At 38.6% G+C, this 20,470-nt stretch carries 18 protein-coding genes; all 18 read left to right on the top strand.

Features of this window, described 5'->3' with window-relative positions; translation table 11 throughout:
• The first annotated feature begins 443 nt into the window (after window positions 1–443).
• The 18 genes from T375_RS11345 to glpK all read left to right on the top strand — a co-directional run bounded on the left by T375_RS11345 (window position 444) and on the right by glpK (window position 20,432).
• On the top strand, window positions 444–1,532 hold the full coding sequence (locus T375_RS11345) for a PucR family transcriptional regulator (RefSeq protein ID WP_033153146.1): 1,089 nt from the start codon (window positions 444–446) through the stop codon (window positions 1,530–1,532).
• A 34-nt stretch (window positions 1,533–1,566) separates the two neighbouring features.
• On the top strand, window positions 1,567–2,247 hold the full coding sequence (gene ftsE, locus T375_RS11340) for a cell division ATP-binding protein FtsE (RefSeq protein ID WP_033153148.1): 681 nt from the start codon (window positions 1,567–1,569) through the stop codon (window positions 2,245–2,247).
• Window positions 2,237–3,145, top strand: a complete 909-nt coding sequence (gene ftsX, locus T375_RS11335) for a permease-like cell division protein FtsX (RefSeq protein ID WP_044938611.1) — start codon at window positions 2,237–2,239, stop codon at window positions 3,143–3,145. The genes ftsE and ftsX overlap by 11 nt, the downstream gene beginning before the upstream one ends.
• A 77-nt stretch (window positions 3,146–3,222) precedes the next feature.
• Complete coding sequence (locus T375_RS11330) at window positions 3,223–4,491, top strand: S41 family peptidase (protein ID WP_044938608.1); 1,269 nt, start codon at window positions 3,223–3,225, stop codon at window positions 4,489–4,491.
• 38 nt (window positions 4,492–4,529) lie between these two features.
• A protein-coding gene (gene prfB / locus T375_RS11325) for a peptide chain release factor 2 (RefSeq protein ID WP_143063585.1) occupies window positions 4,530–5,667 on the top strand; the annotation gives its coding sequence in 2 pieces (ribosomal slippage) (window positions 4,530–4,604 and window positions 4,606–5,667; 1,137 coding nt in all).
• Window positions 5,668–5,750: 83 nt separating this feature from the next.
• The gene (locus tag T375_RS11320) at window positions 5,751–6,194 is read left to right on the top strand and encodes an ACT domain-containing protein (protein ID WP_044938603.1); all 444 of its coding nucleotides are present in this window, start codon (window positions 5,751–5,753) and stop codon (window positions 6,192–6,194) included.
• 4 nt (window positions 6,195–6,198) lie between these two features.
• Complete coding sequence (locus T375_RS11315) at window positions 6,199–7,395, top strand: homoserine dehydrogenase (RefSeq protein WP_044938600.1); 1,197 nt, start codon at window positions 6,199–6,201, stop codon at window positions 7,393–7,395.
• A 17-nt stretch (window positions 7,396–7,412) separates the two neighbouring features.
• The gene (gene thrH, locus T375_RS11310; RefSeq protein ID WP_044938597.1) at window positions 7,413–8,015 is read left to right on the top strand and encodes a bifunctional phosphoserine phosphatase/homoserine phosphotransferase ThrH; all 603 of its coding nucleotides are present in this window, start codon (window positions 7,413–7,415) and stop codon (window positions 8,013–8,015) included.
• A gap of 107 nt (window positions 8,016–8,122) precedes the next feature.
• Window positions 8,123–10,138: an alpha-glucosidase gene (locus T375_RS11305; RefSeq protein ID WP_044938594.1), complete on the top strand. Its 2,016-nt coding sequence runs from the start codon at window positions 8,123–8,125 to the stop codon at window positions 10,136–10,138.
• Between the two features lie 19 nt (window positions 10,139–10,157).
• Window positions 10,158–11,627, top strand: a complete 1,470-nt coding sequence (locus T375_RS11300) for an MFS transporter (RefSeq protein WP_044938591.1) — start codon at window positions 10,158–10,160, stop codon at window positions 11,625–11,627.
• Window positions 11,628–11,655: 28 nt separating this feature from the next.
• The gene (locus T375_RS11295) at window positions 11,656–13,065 is read left to right on the top strand and encodes an SLC13 family permease (protein ID WP_044938588.1); all 1,410 of its coding nucleotides are present in this window, start codon (window positions 11,656–11,658) and stop codon (window positions 13,063–13,065) included.
• Window positions 13,066–13,134: 69 nt separating this feature from the next.
• A complete protein-coding gene (locus T375_RS11290; RefSeq protein WP_044938584.1) occupies window positions 13,135–13,818 on the top strand; it encodes a transaldolase family protein in 684 nt (227 codons plus the stop codon).
• A 180-nt stretch (window positions 13,819–13,998) separates the two neighbouring features.
• Window positions 13,999–14,856 (top strand): NAD(P)-dependent oxidoreductase, encoded by an 858-nt coding sequence (locus T375_RS11285; protein ID WP_044938582.1) that lies wholly within the window; start codon window positions 13,999–14,001, stop codon window positions 14,854–14,856.
• A gap of 16 nt (window positions 14,857–14,872) precedes the next feature.
• Entirely contained in the window at window positions 14,873–15,541 is a 669-nt protein-coding gene (locus tag T375_RS11280) for a DUF4867 family protein (protein ID WP_044938580.1), read from the top strand.
• Entirely contained in the window at window positions 15,541–16,881 is a 1,341-nt protein-coding gene (locus T375_RS11275) for a fucose isomerase (protein WP_044938577.1), read from the top strand. Before T375_RS11280 ends, T375_RS11275 begins: the two co-directional genes overlap by 1 nt.
• A 17-nt stretch (window positions 16,882–16,898) precedes the next feature.
• Window positions 16,899–18,092: an ROK family transcriptional regulator gene (locus T375_RS11270; RefSeq protein ID WP_081822044.1), complete on the top strand. Its 1,194-nt coding sequence runs from the start codon at window positions 16,899–16,901 to the stop codon at window positions 18,090–18,092.
• Between the two features lie 211 nt (window positions 18,093–18,303).
• Window positions 18,304–18,882 (top strand): glycerol-3-phosphate responsive antiterminator, encoded by a 579-nt coding sequence (locus T375_RS11265; protein ID WP_044938573.1) that lies wholly within the window; start codon window positions 18,304–18,306, stop codon window positions 18,880–18,882.
• A 50-nt stretch (window positions 18,883–18,932) separates the two neighbouring features.
• Window positions 18,933–20,432: a glycerol kinase GlpK gene (glpK, locus tag T375_RS11260; protein WP_044938571.1), complete on the top strand. Its 1,500-nt coding sequence runs from the start codon at window positions 18,933–18,935 to the stop codon at window positions 20,430–20,432.
• Window positions 20,433–20,470 lie beyond the last annotated feature (38 nt).

Raw genomic sequence — 20,470 nt, 5'->3', positions numbered from 1 at the left:
CAGACAATGTGGAAATGAAATATTTTTTCAACAAAAAATCACACAATCATCACGTAAATTCGGACTTGTAAACCATTTATCCACTTTATCCACAGAAATTGTGAACGAATCATAAAAGTTATCCACAATTTTCGAGAACGCTTGTTTTGTCTTAAATCAACAAAACTTGTAAAATTGCTTAATATGCTTGACTTTAAAAGAGAAGAAAAAATATCTGAATATGCTGCATATTATCTGACAATAGCCGGATTTGATTTTCTGTTCACAAAATCTCCACATAATTGCAATTTTATGGCTAGTTGTGAATTTGCATAAATAAATATAAGTTTACTATTTCATTTTTTGGTTATTTATATTAGAATGAGCATAGGTTATGTGAATTTGTATGCAAAAAAAGGTTTTGGCATTGTTAATATTGCATAGTTAATCAGGAGGTACGACCTATGATTTCTAATCAAATCATGCAAAATACAATTGAAGGATTACATCAGCTTACAAAAGTAGATTTAGCAGTGACTGATTCTGACGGTGTTGTATGCGCATCTACTTTTAATGATACAGCTCAGTTTGCAGACGCTATAGCTGTGTTTGCAGCATCTGAGGCAGATAGCCAGGTGGCTTTAGGGTATCACTTCTTTAAGGTATTTGATGATCAGCAGTTGGAATTTGTTATTTTAGCCAAAGGGGATGACGAAGAAGCATCTACTGTTGGAAAGATTGCTGCTTTCCATGTACAGGAATTAATGATTGCTTATAAGGAGCGTTTCGATAAAGATAACTTTATTAAGAATTTGCTTCTCGACAACTTACTTCTTGTTGATATCTATAATCGTTCTAAGAAGCTTCATGTGGATATTAATGCGCGAAGAGTTGTTATGATTGTTGAAGTTGGCCCAGACAAAGACGGCGACGAGCTTGATAGAGTTCGCTCAGTATTTGGCGGCAAGACAAAGGATTTTGTGACAGCAGTTGATGAGCACAATATTATTGTAGTTAAGGAACTTGGAGAGAATGATACATTCGAGGATGTAGATAAAATTGCTGCAGTTATAATCGATGCATTCCATGACAAGGATAATAAGAATATTCGCGTTTCTTATGGTACAGTTGTTGGTGAAATCAAAGAGGTTTCTCGTTCTTACAAAGAAGCTTCTATGGCTATGGATGTTGGTAAAATCTTCTTTAATGAGAAGAAAATCATTGCCTACTCAGCTCTTGGAATAGGACGTCTTATTTACCAGTTACCTATTCCACTTTGCAAGATGTTTATATCAGAAATCTTCGATAACAAATCTCCTGATGATTTTGACGAAGAGACTCTTACAACTATTGATAAATTCTTCGAGAATAGCTTAAATGTTTCTGAGACATCTAGACAGTTATATATTCACAGAAACACTCTTGTATATCGTCTTGATAAGCTTGAAAAGAGCACAGGATTAGATTTACGAGTTTTTGAAGATGCAATCACTTTCAAAATTGCCTTAATGGTTGTAAAATACATGAAGTATATGGAAGATGAAAAATTCTAAGTACACTTAGTTTTATAGAAATGAGGTATTGATATTGATACGATTAGATCATGTTAGTAAATCGTATGAAGTTGGAAAACCAGCTTTGGAAGATGTTACAATACACATTGATCCAGGCGAGTTTGTATTCGTAGTGGGTGATAGTGGTTCAGGTAAATCCACCCTGATTCGATTGTTATTAAAGGAATTAGAGCCTACAAAAGGAAAAATCTATATTAATGGACAGGACCTTAAAAAGGTTACACATAAAAAGATTCCAATGTACCGTAGAAATGTTGGAGTTGTATTCCAAAACTTCAGACTTTTGCCTGATAGAAATGTCTACGAAAATGTTGCCTTTGCAATGAAAGTTGTAGAGTCATCAAACAGAGAAATAAAAAAGAAAGTACCAACTATGCTTTCATTAGTTGGACTTGCAGCTAAATATAAATCTCGTCCAAGTCAGCTTTCTGGTGGAGAGCAGCAGCGTGTTGCAATAGCAAGAGCCCTTGTAAACGAGCCAAAGATTATCCTTGCAGATGAGCCTACAGGAAATCTTGATAGCGATAACACATGGGAAATCATGCGACTTTTGGATGAAATCAATCAAAGGGGAACAACTGTAGTAGTAGTTACCCACAATATGGAAATAGTTAGAGCAATGAATAAACGAGTTATCACCATCAAAAAAGGCGTGGTAGTTAGCGATGTTGGAGGTGATGACTATGAAGATTAGTACACATATTTACAACATCGGCCAAGGTTTGAAAAACGTTTGGCGAAATAAAATGTTTTCTCTGGCGTCAATAGCAACTATGACTGCCTGTATTTTTTTGTTTGGTATATTTTATTCCTTAGGAACAAACTTCCAGGCAATGGTTAAATCAGCAGAGGAAGGTGTAGCGGTTACAGTTTTCTTTGATGAGGGAATCTCACAGACACGCATAGACGAAATAGGAGAAGAGATTTCAAAACGCCCAGAAGTAGCAAGCTATGATTTTATTTCAGCAGATCAGGCTTGGGAAGAATACAAAGAAGAATATTTTGGTGGAAATGAAGATTTGGCAGCAGGATTTGCAGATGATAATCCTCTTGCAAATTCAGCAAACTACGAAATCTATCTTAGTGATGTTTCGATGCAGTCTACCTTGGTTTCATTCCTTGAAGGACTTGATGGAGTACGTCAGGTAAATAAATCAGAAGTGGCTGCTAAAACACTTACAGATATTAATAAAGCTATTACAATCGTTTCAATGGCTATCGTAATTATTCTTCTTGCAGTATCAGTATTCTTGATTAGTAATACAGTAATGGTTGGTATTTCTGTTCGAAGAGAAGAAATCGCAATCATGAAATTAATAGGTGCAAAGGATGCATTCGTTAGACAGCCATTCGTGGTAGAAGGTGTGTTTATTGGATTGATTGGTTCTGCTATACCACTTTTACTTTTGTACTTTATATATGGCAAGGTAATAGAGTATGCTGCATCGGAGTTTAATTTCCTCAGCAGCATGGTATCATTTATCCCAATCGAGACTATATTCAATACATTGGTTCCTATTTCATTAGTACTTGGAATTGGTATCGGTTGGTTTGGCTCACGAGTAACCTTGCATAAGCATCTTAGAGTCTAGTATAATATTTCAAGTTACGTGGAGTGCCTTGGCAGTAGCTAAGGCACTCTTATCAATATAAAGGAAAGGCATTATATATGAATACAGAATACGAATCTAACTATTCACCAGAGCTTCAAGAAAAGCCAAAGACTAGTAAATGGCCCGTAGTAATTGGCACAACAGTTGGCTTAATTGTAGGATTTTTACTTGCTACATTAGTAGCAGTTATTGTTTTATTTGGTCGTAAGACCTCTGTGTCAGATAGCTCACAGGGAGTGATTGATACATTGACAGAGGATTCTGCCACATCAGAAAGCAAGCTACAGACAATCCTCTACATAATTAAGAATTACTATTATCAGGATGTTGATGATCAGACATTAATCGATGGTGTTTATGCTGGTATCGTGGAAAGTCTTGATGATCCATATTCTGCATACTATACAGCAGAAGAATACGAGGATTTAATGGACACACTTACAGGTAATTATGCCGGTATTGGTGCACTTCTTCAGAAGAACGCTGAAACAGGTGAAGTAGCAATCACAAAGGTATATGCTGATACACCTGCAGAGAAAGCTGGTCTACAGGAAGGCGATATTATTGTTTCAGCCGATGGAAACATTGCAACCGAAGAAGATTTGGATGTTTTTGTACAACATATCCGCGGCGATGAGGGTACAGATGTTGAATTAGTCATTAATCGCGAAGGTGAAGAAATGACTGTTACATGCACTCGTGCATCAATTTCAACACCTACAGTAGAGCACCAGATGCTTGATAATAATGTTGGATACATTCAGGTATCTCAGTTTACTGATGGAACATATGATGATTTTGTAGCAGCTTACGAAGACCTTGAAGCTCAGGGAATGACATCAGTTATTTTTGATATGAGAAACAATGGTGGTGGATTGTTAGATTCAGTAGTTGATATTCTAGATTATCTGCTTCCTGAAGGCACAGTAGTATATACAATGGATAAAGCTGGAAACAGAGAAGATTACACATCAGATGCAGCAAATTACAAATCCATTCCTATGACTGTTTTAGTAAATGGAAATACAGCTTCAGCAGCTGAAATATTTACTGGCGCAATTCGTGATTTTGATTATGGAACAATTATTGGAACACAGACATTTGGTAAAGGTATTGTTCAATCAACAATTCCTTTGACAGATGGTTCAGCTGTAAAGCTTACTACTCAGACATACTACACACCTAGTGGAGAGTGCATCCACGGAACAGGTATCACACCAGATGAAGTTCTCGAATATGAGTTTTTAGGTGGTGAAGATGATGCATATAGTGTAGACTTAGATAACCAAATACAAAAAGCATTAGAGGTTTTAGCTTCTAATTAGTATTTAAACTATTGCCATTATTGAAAAGAGGTGATTTCGTGATAGAACTTGATCAGTTCAAGCAGCGCTTAACAGCGCAGAAAAATTCTATGACGGAAGTGAGGGATTCACTTTGACGTCGCAGCAAAAAAGGCTCGTATAGAAGAGCTTGAGCGCGAAATGGAAGCACCGGATTTTTGGACAGATGCAGCGGTATCTACAGCCAAAATGAAGGAATTAAAGTCCATGAAGGATGATGTTTCAGTCATAGATAAACTTGAGGACTTATATAAAGAAATAGAAGACTATATTGAACTTGGCAACGAGGAAGAGGACCAGGAAATAGTTGATACAGTAGGTGTATTGATAGAGGAGTTCGAAGAATCATTAGAGAAACTTCGAATGAAAACACTACTATCTGGAGAATATGATGCTGATAGTGCTATTGTAACTCTTCATTCAGGTGCAGGCGGTGTGGAAGCATGCGATTGGGTACAGATGTTATACCGCATGTACACTCGCTGGGCTTCAGATGCAGGCTTTGAAGTTGATGAATTAGATTACCTGGAAGGCGATGAAGCGGGGATCAAATCCGTTACATTCCAGGTTAATGGCGAAAATGCATACGGATATCTTAAATCAGAAAAAGGTATTCACAGACTTGTTCGTATTTCACCATTCAATGCACAGGGAAAGCGTCAGACATCCTTTGCTTCCTGTGATGTTATGCCAGATATAGAAGAAGATGTTGATGTTGAGATTAAGGATGATGATATCCGAGTTGATACATATCGTTCTTCAGGTGCCGGCGGACAGCATATCAACAAAACAAGTTCTGCCATTCGTATCACACACTTCCCAACAGGAATTGTTGTTACATGTCAGAATGAACGAAGCCAACATCAAAACCGCGATAAGGCAATGCAGATGTTAAAAACAAAGCTTCTTTTGTTAAAACAGGAAGAAAATGCTGCAAAGGCCAGCGGAATTCGTGGTGAGGTTTCTGAAATAGGCTGGGGAAACCAAATCAGATCTTATGTATTACAGCCTTATACAATGGTAAAAGATTTGCGTACTGGTGAGGAATCAGGAAACACTGATGCGGTGCTTGATGGCAAGATTACACCATTTATGAATGCTTATTTAAAATGGCTTTCACTGGGATGCCCAGATAGAGGAGCCACAGATATGAATTAGGACTTGAAATAGGTAGCTTTTAATGTTATTATCTTCTGAACGAGTACAAATGTTTTTGTACGAAAGACACTTTTGGAGGATATATGGCAGAGAAAACTACCTATTTTGTATTAAAAGAAAAAGCTGTACCTGAGGTATTACTTAAGGTTGTGGCGGCTAAGAAGCTTCTTGAAACAAAGAAATGCGATTCTGTACAAGAGGCAACGGAGTCTGTAGGAATAAGCCGAAGTTCCTTCTATAAGTATAAGGATGACATATTTCCATTCCATGAGGACACCAAGGGTAAAACGGTAAATATGGTCATTCAACTAGAGGATGAGCCTGGTATTTTGTCTAGTGTATTGGATGTGATGGCTCATTTCCATGTAAATATTCTTACGATTCATCAAAGTATCCCTGTAGGGGGATTTGCAACTCTCACCATCTCGGTAGATGTTCTTGAAGATTCAGGGGATTTTTCGGATCTAGTTAGCGCAATTGAAAACATTAACGGTGTCCATTACGTAAAAATATTAGCAAGGGAGTGACAACATGAAAGTAGCAATTATGGGATACGGAACAATAGGTTCTGGTGTAGCAAAAGTTCTTGATACTAATAGTGACATCATTAAAGAAAGACTTGGTGAGCCACTAGAGCTTAAGTATATTCTTGACCTTAGAGATTTCCCTGGTGACCCACATGAAGAATGCTTCGTAAAGGATTACAAAGAAATAGCTAAAGACAAAGAAGTAAAAGTAGTTGTTGAAACTATGGGTGGTGTTGAGCCAGCATTTACTTTTGTTAAGGCTATGCTTGAGGCAGGAAAATCAGTTACTACATCTAACAAGGCACTTGTAGCAGACAAGGGTGCTGAGTTGATGAAAATAGCCAAGAACAACAACGTAAACTTTGTGTTTGAAGCAGCAGTTGGTGGCGGAATACCAATTATACGTACACTTACAGCTTGCCTCACAGGTGATGTTATCGAAGAGATGTCAGCTATTTGTAATGGCACAACAAACTACATGCTTACAAATATGGAACAGTTTGGTAGCGATTATGATGAAATATTAGCTGAAGCTCAGTCACTTGGTTACGCAGAGAAGGATCCAACAGCAGATGTTGAAGGCCATGATAGCTGCAGAAAAATTGCTATTCTCACTTCTCTTGTTTCAGGTAAAAATGTTGATTTCAATGAGATACCAACAGAAGGAATCAGCAAAATAACAGCAACAGATTTCAAGTATGCTAAGTCAATGGGCTACAGCATCAAGTTGGTTGCACGTAGCACAAAGGTTGGGGATACTTACACATGCCGCGTAGCACCATTTTTAGTAAAGCCTAGTCAGATGATTTACCATGTGGCAGGTGTTATGAATGCAGTTTCAGTACGCGGTAATATGCTTGGCGAATCAATGTACTACGGTGCAGGAGCAGGTGCTCTTCCAACAGCTTCAGCGGTAGTTGGAGATATGGTTTTCCTTGCAAGAAACGTAGACAAACATGTTAGAATCGGATGGTCTGCTGAAAAGCTTGAGCTTGCAGATGCTAACGAGCAGAAATTTAGATACTTCGTTAGAACTTCAGCTCTCCAGTCAAATATCGAGAATGAATTCGAAAATGTAGAATATGCAAATCTTGATTTAGATGACGAAACAGGATTCATTACTCAGGAAATGACAGAACATGAGTTTAACGAGAGAAAAGCAGCATTAGGTGGAATAATATCAGCAATTAGATTCTATTAATATATTGGGAGAATATTATGTTTGTTACATGTTTGGATTTAGAGGGTGTTTTAGTTCCAGAGATTTGGATTGCATTTGCGAAAGCTACAGGAATTCCTGAGCTTGAAAAAACTACAAGAGATGAGCCTGATTACGATAAGCTTATGAATTATCGAATTGGTATCTTGAAAGAGCATGGTCTTGGATTAAAAGAGATACAGGAAACTATTGCAGGAATTGATCCTCTTCCTGGAGCAAAGGAATTCTTAGATAAACTTAGAGCCTTTGGCCAAGTAATCATTATCAGCGATACCTTTTCACAGTTTGCAGGACCGCTTATGGAAAAGCTTGGCATGCCAACCATTTTCTGTAATGAATTGGTGGTTGCAGATAACGGAGAAATCACTGGCTATAAGATGCGCTGTGAAAAGAGTAAGCTTACCACAGTTCGTGCGTTACAGTCTTGTGGATTTGAGACAATAGCAAGTGGTGATAGCTTCAATGATTTAGCTATGATTGAAGCATCAAAGGCAGGATTCCTCTTCAGAACAACAGATGCAATAAAAAAGGATTACCCACAGTATCCTGCATTTGAAGAATATGATGATTTATATGAAGCAATTGTAGAAGCCCAAAAATAGGGCTTCTATTTTTGTGTAATTTTTCATTTATAAATAAGTGGAAAATGGTTGATAAAAGGAACTCATTAAACTAAAATAGGTTTAAATTAATTAAGAGAGTTAATTAAATGCGTAAAGGGGGAATTACTATAGTAGATTACAAGAATCTTACAGTGGAAGTTGGATTTGGCGAAAACAACTTCACCATGGATAGAGGCAGTTTTAAATATAAGCAGAAGATTCACTGGAAAGAAAAATGCAAGATTGTCTCAGAACAGAAAACTGAAAATGGCGTTGAAGTAATTCTTTCGACACCAAATAAAAATCAAACATTCAAATTAGTTTTATCCGAGGCTGGTGATAAAAAAGAATTAAGCATGGTTCAGATTGAAGGCAATCATGGGGAAGCGAACAGGTTTTGGCTTACATTCCCTACCAACAGTGAGGAGCATATTTATGGTTGTGGTGAAACATATTCAGAGTTTGATTTAAAAGGACAAAATGTAAGGATTTGGGTTGCTGAGCATCAAAATGCAAATCGTATTTCGAAAAAGCTTATCAAGGAAAAGATAAGAGGAAAACGTCCTAATAAAAAACTAAGATTTGATAAATACGAATCATATTATGTTCAGCCTACATTTATTTCATCAGACAAGTATTACTTTCATGTTGATATGAATGCATATGGTGAATTTGATTTCACGAAGCCAGGCTCTATCACTATATATACACAAGAGCTTCCTCGCATTTATAGTGAAAAAGCTGAAAGCTTTGAGGAACTATCAGAGAAGCTTACGGCTCTGCTTGGCAGACAGCGCAAATTGCCAGACTGGATATATGACGGTGGCATAATCGCTATGCAAGACTGGGTGAAGGATGGAGACAAAGTTGTAGAAGGCTTTGATGGTTGTGGAAATATAGATTGTAAGCTTAAGGAATTAGATGAGGCTGGCGCAAAGGTTGTAGGTGTTTGGTGCCAAGACTGGTGTGGATGCAGATGTACTGGGTTTGGTTATCAGGTAATGTGGAACTGGAGATATAGTGAGGAGCAATATCCAAATCTTCCAGACAAAATAAAAGAGTGGAAATCTAAAGGCGTCCGTTTCTTGGGATACATTAATCCTTTCATCGCGCTTGAAAAAGATATATATCAGGAAGCCAAAGAAAAGGGGTACTGCGTTAAAAATAAAGATGGGGAAGATTATTTAGTTACCATTACCACTTTTCCTGCAGCGATGGTTGATTTCACAAATCCAGCAGCCTATGAATGGTACAAAGGTCTTATAAAGGAAAACATGATTGGTATAGGCATGGGCGGATGGATGGCAGATTTTGGAGAATATCTTCCAGATGATGCTGTGTTATTCAACGGAGATGCCAAATTTCTCCATAACAGCTGGCCAGCTATATGGGCCAAGCTTAATCGTGAAGCGATAGAAGAGTGTGGGGCTCAGGATGAAGTATTCTTTTTCACTAGAGCAGGATACACAGGAACGGTTAAGGATTCAGCAATGATGTGGACGGGAGATCAGCATGTGGATTGGTCAATCGATGATGGAATGCCATCAGTAATACCTGCAACATTATCGTTGGCGATGTCAGGATTTGGAATATCTCATTCAGATGTTGGTGGTTACACCACTATCATGCACATGCGCCGCTCCAAGGAATTGCTTATGCGATGGGAGGAGATGAATGTTTTCTCTCCATTGTATAGATTTCATGAAGGCAATCAGCCGGGTAATAATGTTCAGTTTAATGATGACAAAGAGTTGTTGGCTCATTTAGCTAAGTGTACAAAATGGCATTCAGCATTGGCTGATTATTTAAAGGGGTTAGTAAGCCAGACTACTGAAAAAGGTACACCGGTGATGAGACCGATTTTTTATCACTATGATGAGCCATGGGCATATAGTGAAACAACAGAATATCTTTTGGGAAGAGATATTCTTGTTGCACCTGTTCTTAAAGCGGGGGCTAAAGGCAGGAACGTAACTTTACCGGATGATACATGGGTTCACTTATTCACAGGGGAAGAATATAAAAAAGGAACCGTATATGTAGATGCTGAAATAGGACAGCCACCGGTATTTGTTAGAAAAGAATCATCGGATTTAGATTTTTTGAGGGGGATAATTAAATAAGGTTTAGGAGGTTTTTACTATGGGGAAAAACAGGGAGAATAGTTTCCTAGCAAAATGCTCTTATGGTTTTGCAGACATCTATGGCGGTGGTGCATTTGTAGTTATCAGTACTTTTTTTACAGTATTTCTAACAAAAGCACTTGGCATGTCACCTGCACTTGCGGGAACAATTCCGTTGATTGGAAAAGTATGGGATGCTATCACTGATCCTATTATGGGAAACATTGTTGATAGAACCAGCTCCAGATTTGGTGCCAAAAGATTCTATATCTTGTTGGGAAGCATTATTTCTGCAATTACATTTTTGTTATTGTGGACAAGTGTTGGCGGCCAAAGTACTGGTGGTCAGTACGCATTTTATGTATTGATGTATATGCTTTTCTCAACTGGTTTTACTATTGTTATGGTGCCATATAATGGCCTTTTGCCAGATATGGTTGATGACTATGTAAAACGTGGAAGCTTTTCCGGTATAAGAACAGTCTTTTCTAGTTTGGGCGCCATAATTGCTGGTTTGGTTCCAACAATTATCATTAAGGATAACACAAATGCTTCTCAGTATTTTTTAGTTGCCTTGATTTTTTCAATCATATTCTTTGTGGTTATTTTGCTTACATTTTTAGGAACATGGGAAAGAGAGAAAGAACCTGTAAATGTTCCATTAAAGAAGAGCCTTGTTCAGTCTTTTACAGTATATAAAAGCTTTTCATTTAAATTGTTTATCTGCATATTCTTAGCAGGTCAAGGAGCAGCGGACTTCGTTACAGGACTTGCTGTATATTACGTTGATGATGTTTTGAACGCATACTCGGGTGGTCGTTTTACTATCATGATGGGAGTGCTTTTGCTTGCACAATTTTCTGGCACTATAATTTTTTCAATTGTAATGCCACGTACATCAAAGAAATTTCCAATTTTGGTAGGATTTCCAGTCAGAATATTGGCAACGATAGCATTGCTCTTCTTCTCATATGAGGGGGCACCATTTGCAATCATTTTGGTTCTATCATTCATCATTGGTCTTGGTATGGCAGCATCATCGGTTAGCATTTATGCAATTCTATCTGATATGGCAGATGTAGATGAATTAATCACATCTATCAGCAGACCAGGAATCGTTTCTGGAATGGCTACATTCATCAGAAAAATAGCAACTGGTCTTAGCTCAACAATTATTGGTTTGTTGCTTATGATGATAGGATATGACGAGACATTAGCCTCGGATAAGCTTCGCCAGGCTGCATCAACACAGGCAGGCATTACCCAGCTATACGTGTGGGCACCAATTATCCTTATGGTTCTTACTATTATATTTGCAATCATATTCCCAATGAACAAAAGGGAGTTTGATATTGTGAAAAAAGAAATCGCAAGAAGAAAAGGTGAAGATAGCAGCAAGGCTACAGATGAAGAAATAAAAGTCTGCGAGAAGGTAACAGGCTTTAAATATAATGAGCTTTGGAAGAAGGAAAATGCTGTAAAACTGTAATACAGATACAGCAGATTTGGGGGAAATAATGAATACAAGAAAAAGGCTGTTTTCGCTTTGCGTGGGACCAATTCTATTTCTATTGGTTTCATTAGGCTTAGGGAAAAGCGGCTTTATGAATTACACGGCAGCTAAAGGTTTGGGAACAGCACTTTGGATGATATATTGGTGGGTAACTCGTCCGGTGGATATCACAGTTACAGCTTTGCTGCCTGGGGTTATAAATGCAATATTCAATATTGTACCAATGGAAGATGTTATTAGTCAGTATGCGTCAAGCAGTATCATTCTGATATTTGGCTCCTGCCTTTTAACGGCACCTTGGTCTCAGATTGGTTTGGATAAAAGAATATCGCTAAAGGCGCTGACATTAATAGGTCCATCTATGAAATCACAGATTACAGTGTGGCTACTTGCAGCTGTAGTGCTTTCTAATATGATGCCAAATGTTGTTGTAGTAGCAATATTTACACCAATAGCGGTGTCTATGCTTGCAGCAGCTGGATACAAGGATATAAAAAATTGCGAAGTGGCTACTCCGATTTTATGTGCGATAGCATGGGGCTCTCAGGTAGGGGGCGCAGGCACGCCATTGGGCGGCGCCATGAACATCACGGCAATCTCTTTTATAGAAGAATACACCGGTCAAGAGTTTATGTATGTAGATTGGCTAATAAATATGCTTCCATACACTGTCGTTGCAACGGCAGTTGTGTTAGTGGCAATGCTGTTGCAACCACTTAAGACAGATTCTCTTTCAGGAACGAAGGAGTATTTTGAAGAGTGCTACGCCCAATTGGGACCAATGAAAAAGGATGAGAAAGTAAGTCTAATTCTCTTTATAGCGGCAATGCTTGGTTCATTTATCAGACCGTTATATGCAGATATTCTTCCAGGACTTGTGCCAGCATACCTATTTTTAATACTTGGATTTTTAAACTTTGTAATAGTATCAGCGGAAAAGAAGGAGATGCTTCTCACTTGGGATAGAGCGCAGCAAGAAGTTATGTGGGGCATGCTTCTTCTATTTGCAGGAGGTCTTGCTTTAGGGCAGATTCTTACAGGTTCTGGAGCAAACGATACAATTGCAAATCTTATTGCGTCCTTACATCTTGTAGGAGGATTCGAAACTATCGCTATATTTGCAATCTTTGCATGTGTGGTTTCTGAGATGACAAACAGTACGGTATCCGCGGCTGTTACTTTACCAATAGTTATAGGAGTAATTAGCAAGCTGGGACTCAACCCATTGCCTTATGTTTTTGCAACAGCAATGGCTATGAATTATGAGTCACTTCTTCCAGTATCAGTGAGGGCAATATCAGTATCTTACGGACTCGATCCAGCAAAGCTTATGAGAAAAGGATTGCCGGTTACAGTGCTGAGAATGATGACTGCGATAATAGTTGGATTTATTTCTGTGATAATCCTTGATTAAAAAAGATAAAGAGTTATTATAATAATTAATTAAAAGCGTTAATTAAATGCAATTTGGGAGGTAATTAAAATGAAATTTTTCTTAGACAGTGCGAAACTCGATGAAATCAAATATGCGTACAACACATTTGGAATTGATGGAGTAACAACAAATCCACGCCACATTATGTTAAGTGGTAAACCATTTATGACAGCAATCACAGATATTGCTAATTGGATTAAAGAAGAGGGATTAGAAGGAGTTGATAAATTCCCGGTATCAGTTGAGATTAATCCACACCTGACAGATACAGAAGAGATGCTCAAGATGGCTCGCGAAGTTGCAGGGATTAGTCCAAACTTTGTAATCAAAATTCCAGCAATAGAAGCTGGTATTGCAGCAGCTCGCATTCTTGAAAAAGAGGGAATTCGCACAAATGTAACTCTTGTATTTTCACCAGCACAGGCAATACTTCCAGCAAAGAATGGTTCACTTTTTGTTTCACCATTCATCGGATGGAAGGAAGCAAACGGTGAAGATTGCAAGCAGTATATCAAAGATATCGTAGATATTTACAAAAACTATGGTTACTACGGTAAAACAGAAATCATTTGCGCAGCTATCCGTACACCAAAGCAAATTGCAGATTGCGCAGTTGCAGGAGCTGACATCGTAACTACAGGCCTTGCAGTATATCAGGATTGCATGAAGCATGCATACACAACCCAGGGCCTTGGCACCTTCTGTGAGGCGTGGGACATGACAACTAAATAACGAGCAAAGCGAAGTTATTTCGTTGTCTAGCAGGAAGCTGCGAAGCAGACCCTGCATTAATCGACTGCTAAATGACGAACGAAGTGAAGTTATTTAGTAGTCTAGCAGGAAGCTGCGGAGCAGACCCTGCATTACGTAACAGCAGTCGTAGTCTAGGTGGAAGGACGGAATGGAGAGGATATGAAGATTGGTTTTATAGGACTCGGTATTATGGGCGAGTCAATGTGTGAGAATATAGTAAAGAAGCATGACGATGATGTTTATGCATTTGATTTTGTAAAAGAAAAAGTTGATTTGCTTGCTTCAAAGGGGGCAAAGCCATGCGAAAATTCCAATGAACTAGCTAAAGCATGTGATGTAATTATTTCTATGGTTCCAAAGAGTGAACACTCACGTGCGGTCTATGAAGGAATTTTAGAAAATCTTGATAGCAGCAAGTTCTGTATCGATATGAGCACAATTGATCCTAGCGTTTCAGTAGAGATTTCTGAAATGGTAAAAAAGACAGGAGCACACTTTATTGATGCTCCAGTTGTAAAGAGTAAGCCTGCTGCTATTGCAGGTACACTTGGAATCTATGTAGGTGGTAGTGAAGAAGATTATGAAAAAGCTCTTCCAATACTTAAATACATGGGCGAAAACATAATCAGAATGGGTGATAACGGTAAAGGTCTTGTAATGAAGATTTGCCACAATGCCCTTGTTTCTCAGATTCAGAACGGTGTAAACGAGACTATCACTCTTGCAAAGGCAAACGGAATTTCAATTCCTACTTTTGCTCAGGCTATTTCATATGGTGGCGGTCAAAACTTCTACTTGGATGGACAGGCATCTAAGCTTGATGCAGAGGATTATACAACAGCATTCTCCATTGAAAACATGGCAAAAGATGTAAACATTTGCTGCAATCTTGCGAAAGAGTGCAAGGTAAATATGCCAGGCGAAGAGAATGCACGTCGAGTATATCAAACAGCTCTTGATAAGGGCATGGGTAAGGAAGATTTCCGAGCAACAATTAAGGTTGTAAGAGAACAATAAATAAATTGGGGGAATTATGTTATCACATCTAAATGAAGTGAATGATGTAAAAATCCTTTCTGTATTTGATGATGAGTTCAAAACCTATGGAAATGTTGTAACAGGTTATGATTTCAATGAACTAATTGCGTATATGGAAAAGGATACAGATATTCCGGAGAACGGAAATATATATGTTGCATCGGTACCTGAAATGGAAAGAGCTAATATCGTAAATGCGATAAGAGATGAAATCTATGGGGGCATGCCAATTCAGGTAGGTTATTGCAATGGAAGAAATACCACATATAATGGCTTTGAATATCACAAGGGAAGCGAGATAAATGTGGCTGTTACAGATTTTATGTTAGTACTTGGTCATACATGGCTGATTGCTAAAGATGGTACTTACAAAGTAGAAGATGCAAAAGTCTTTTTCGTACCCAAAGGCACAGCAATAGAAATGTTTCAAACTACACTGCATCTATCACCTTGCAGAGTTTACGATGAGGGCTTCAAGGGAATAGTTATTTTACCCCAGGGGACAAATACACCTCTAGAATCAAAACCTGCAAATCGTGAGGGAGAAAACAAACTGCTTCTTCAGAAGAATAAATGGGTAATCGCTCATCCAGAGCGTGAACCGCTTATTAAACAGGGAGCATTTCCAGGACTAATAGGAGAAAACAAGGAGTTAAAGTACTGATGAAATTTCAAGCTATTTACGTACCAATTGGTGTCGGCACATATGAAATGATGACAGCGCATGAGCAGTTTAATAATTCAATTGAACTGCTAAAGTCAATTGATGAGGATATCGTTGTTCCAGATGATATTCTTCTAACAGTTGATGCTGTTGCTGAGTTTATCGAAGACAAAAATCCAAATCTTGTAATATTGCAGAATATAACTTTTGCCAATGCAGCATATGCAAGTGAAATACTTAGACACTTTGATTGTCCAATTCTTCTTTGGACTCTTCGTGAGCCTGTGATTGATGGAACACGTTTGAGAAGCAATTCGCTTACGGGAGCATACTCTGCAGCAAATGCTATTTGTGCATTTAGGGGTGAAGGAAAGTTTGAGCATGTATTTGGAGCACCTTCAGAGGAAAAGGTTAAGAAAGCCTTGGCAGCAACAATTGCTGCAGCAAAAGTAAAAGTGGAGCTTACAGGCTTAAAAATGTCTGCCATTGGTCATACTCCTCAGGGGTTTGGTTTTGGTAGAGCTCTTGATGCTGAGCTTATGAGCAGGTTTGGGGTTACTCTTGAGGCAATTGAGGCAAGAGAACTTATTAACAAAGCAATGAAATACACAGACGAAGAATGCAAGGAATATCTTGAAGATGCTAAACGTCAGGTAGTTGGTCTTTCAAATATGCCTGAGCAGAATATCAAAGACTTTGCACGTCTTTATAAAGCATACAAAACATACGTAGAAGATAATCACATTGGTGCAATATCCAGCAGATGCTGGCCAGATTTCTTTACAGAATTTGGTACACCGGTATGTATGGTGCTGTCTTTGCTCAATGCAATCAACATCCCTGCAAGCTGTGAGGCTGATGTATATGGCGCTCTTTCAATGTTCATTGGAACTGCATTTACTGGAGAATCCACATTCTTTGGAGATCCAGTATCCATGGATGAAGAGGAAAGCTCAATAACATTCTGGCATTGTGGAATGGCAGCTTGTAATTTGGCAAGATGCGATACAGGTGCAACTGTAGGCGTTCATCCAAATAGAAAAATTGGTCCTGTTATGGACTTTGGATGCAAGTCTTCTGACGAAGCAACAATTTTCAGAGTAGGTCGTACGGCAGAGGGGAAGTTCCGCTTCTTTATTGCAGACGGAGAAGTTATGGATAAGCCAAAGCAATTTAATGGTGCGTCTATTGTAGTAAAGACAAATGAGTCTGCTGAAAAGATAGTAAAGGAAACTATTAAGCATGGCTGGGAGCCACACTATGTTGTAATCTATAAAAACATAGCGGATGAGTTGGAAAAACTGGGAAATATGCTCGATATAGAAGTTGTGCGCTTCTGAGCAAATGGTGTAAAATAATGGGCATGAAATATCAGGGAATCAATTTAGGAAACGTAAAAATTAGTAACCGATCTTCAATTCTCCGATTACTCAATAACAATGGAGCAATGTCAAGAAAAGACATATCTGAGGCGGTTGGTTTAACAGCCGCCTCTGTTACTTTGATAACCACTGAGCTTTTGGAAGAAGGCGTTATTGTTGAACTTGGAGAAGCAGAAGAGGAAAAGCGTGCAGGCCGCAAGAAAATTCTTGTGGATATTAACCATGCATATAAAAATGTTCTGTGCATAGCCATAGAATCAGACGAAACTTTTATTTCTGTCACAAACCTGGGTGGAACGGTTAAATGCCATTATTCTTTATTTACAGATAAAGATATAGAGCCTGAGGATTTTCTTCAAAAAATCACATCAAAATGCAAACGGATTCTCAAGGAAAATGACATCGAGATGGGGACTATATTAGGAGCGTCAGTCACTGTTCCTGGTAAAGTGGATCGAGCTAGGGGAATCTCTCTTAATACTTACAATATTTGGACTAGAGAGGTTCGAATTGCTGATATCATTTCTGGTGAGCTTGGTTTAAAAGTTATTGTTGAAAACAACCTTAAAGCTTATGCACAAAGTGAAATCTATTTTGGTAGAGGTAAATTAGAAAGTGAAATGCTGCTACTGAAGTGGGGGCCAGGTGTTGGAGCGGCCATAGTATCAGGACAACATATTTATAGAGGCGCTAATGATATGGCGGCAGAAATAGGACATATGACATCTGGTGAAAACAGGATGTGCAACTGTGGAAGAAAAGGCTGCTTAGAGGCATATGTATCTACAAATGCCATAGTTGATGATGTATTAGCGTCAATTGACAAAATGCCTAGCCTTAAAAAATGGGTTGAAGCAGGCAATATAGTTGGTAGTAAGAATATCCAGGAGTGGATTAGTATAGATGATGCCTCATTAAAAGCAATAATAAAAGAAAAGGTGAATCGTCTTGCACATAATGTTAGAAACGCCATAAGTCTTATCGATCCAAACAGAGTGGTTCTCATTGGTTATATGTTCGATATACCGGGCGTATATGATAGTTTCATCGAAGCCTACAAACAGTTTGATGATAGAATATCAGATGATTTCTTCGTAAAATCAGAATTATCAGAAGGAATCAATCATACAGAAGGATTAGCTGTAGTTTTGGAAGAATTATTTTTCTAATTACAAATTTGTCAATTATTTACACTTAGGCTTGGGAATTCAGCAAAAATATATTGATATTTCCCAAATCTAAGTGTATTATTAACTTACAAGATAATATGTGCCCGTGAGAGAAGAGAATGTGGCTGTGATAAGGATTTTTCTCCTTGTCTATTTAGGCATATTCTTTTTTTATGTCTAAATAAAGACAGTACGATTAGGAGAATAAACTATGAACAGAGAGTTTATTGAAAAGCTAGAGAACAATCCAGTTATTGCAGCAGTCAAAGACGATAAAGGCCTTGAAAAAGCCTTAAAGACAGAGTGCGAAATAATCTTCATTCTGTATGGGGATATTTGCAACATCTCTGACATCGTTGAGAAAATTAAGTCAGCCGGCAAGGTGGCTATGGTGCACATGGATTTAATAGCAGGCCTTGGAAGTGGTAAGGATGTTGCAGTAGACTACATTAAGAATACCGTCAAAGCAGATGGAATAATTACCACTAAAGGAAGCTTGATTGAGCGAGCAAATCAGCTTGGAATGTACACTGTGCTTAGATATTTTGTGATAGATAGTATGGCTCTTGTTAATATCGAAAAGCAGGACCGCCACGGAATAGCTCAGCCAGATGTCATCGAGATTCTCCCTGGAATAGTTCAGCCAAAGATTATCAAAAAGATAAACAGTATTAGCAAGGTTCCAGTTATTGCTGGAGGACTTATTTCAGATAGAGAAGATGTTATGAATGCGCTTAATAATGGGGTGCTTGCAGTATCTTCTACAAATGAAGCAGTCTGGGAGCTATAGCGCAGTACCAGGTATTTCTACCAAATGATAGAAGGAGTAGTGGAGTAATAATGGGTAAATATGTAATGGCATTAGATGCCGGAACAACAAGCAACAGATGTATTCTGTTTAATGAAAAAGGAGAGATGTGTGCAGCGGTCAATAAAGAATTCACACAGTTCTTTCCACAGCCTGGTTGGGTAGAGCATGATGCAAACGAAATCTGGCAGACACAGCTTTCAGTAGCTCGTGAAGCAGTCAGAAGCATCGGTGCAACAGCAGATGATATTGCTGCAATCGGTATTACAAATCAAAGAGAAACAGTTATTGTTTGGGATAGAGCTACAGGCCAGCCAATATATCATGCGATAGTTTGGCAGTGCCGTAGAACATCGGATTTTGCAGAGCAAATGAAAGGCAAAATTCCAGGAATCGTTGAAAAGTTCCAGTCAAAAACAGGATTAAAGTTTGATCCATATTTCTCAGGAACTAAATTAAGATGGATTCTTGATAACGTAGATGGAGCACGTGAAAGAGCTGAAAGAGGCGAGCTTTGCTTTGGAACAGTGGATTCCTGGTTGATATACAAGCTTACCAAAGGCAAGGTTCATGTTACGGATTATTCAAATGCATCCAGAACACTTTTGTTCAACATCAACACTCTTGAGTGGGATGAGGAGCTTTGCCAGATACTTGATATTCCAATGAGCATGCTTCCAGAGGTAAAGCCTTCAAGTTGCATTTACGGAGAGACTGATCCAGAATTCTTTGGTGGTCCAATCCGAATTGCCGGTGCTGCAGGCGACCAGCAGGCTGCATTGTTTGGACAGACATGCTTCAATGAGGGAGATGCAAAAAACACATACGGCACAGGTTGCTTTATGTTAATGAACACAGGTGATAAGCCAATCTTCTCAAAGAATGATTTGCTTACTACAATTGCCTGGGGTCTTGATGGCAAAATCACTTATGCTCTTGAGGGTTCAGTATATGTTGCAGGCGCTGCTATTCAGTGGCTTCGTGATGAGCTTAAGATTGTAGATTCATCACCTGATTCAGAATACTTTGCAACTAGAGTAAATGATACTAACGGATGTTATGTAGTTCCAGCCTTCACAGGTCTTGGCGCTCCATATTGGGATCCATATGCAAGAGGTGCAATCACAGGCCTTACACGTGGTGTTAACAAATACCATATCATCAGAGCTACACTTGAATCACTTGCATATCAAACATATGATGTTTTACACGCTATGGAGCTTGATTCAGGAAAGCACCTCAACTCATTAAAGGTTGACGGTGGTGCATCAAACAACAACTTCCTGATGCAGTTCCAGTCTGATATAATAAATACAAACGTAGTTCGTCCTTGCTGTGTTGAAACAACAGCTATGGGAGCTGCTTACTTAGCCGGTCTTGCTGTTGGCTATTGGGACAGCAAAGAAGACGTCATCAAGAACTGGGGCATCTGCCGCGAGTTCAAGCCAGAGATGACAGACGAAAAGCGTAAGGAAGCTCTTAAAGGATGGGCAAAGGCAGTTGCAGCCACAAGAGGTTGGGCTAAAGACTGATTAATTAAATAATATGATACCGTGAGATTGGAGTTGGT

This window comes from Pseudobutyrivibrio sp. LB2011, assembly GCF_000701765.1.
In the GTDB taxonomy this organism is placed as follows: Bacteria; Bacillota; Clostridia; order Lachnospirales; family Lachnospiraceae; genus Pseudobutyrivibrio; species Pseudobutyrivibrio ruminis.
The sequence above is the reverse complement of the archived record's forward strand: the minus strand, read 5'-3'. Positions and strand labels throughout refer to the sequence as shown.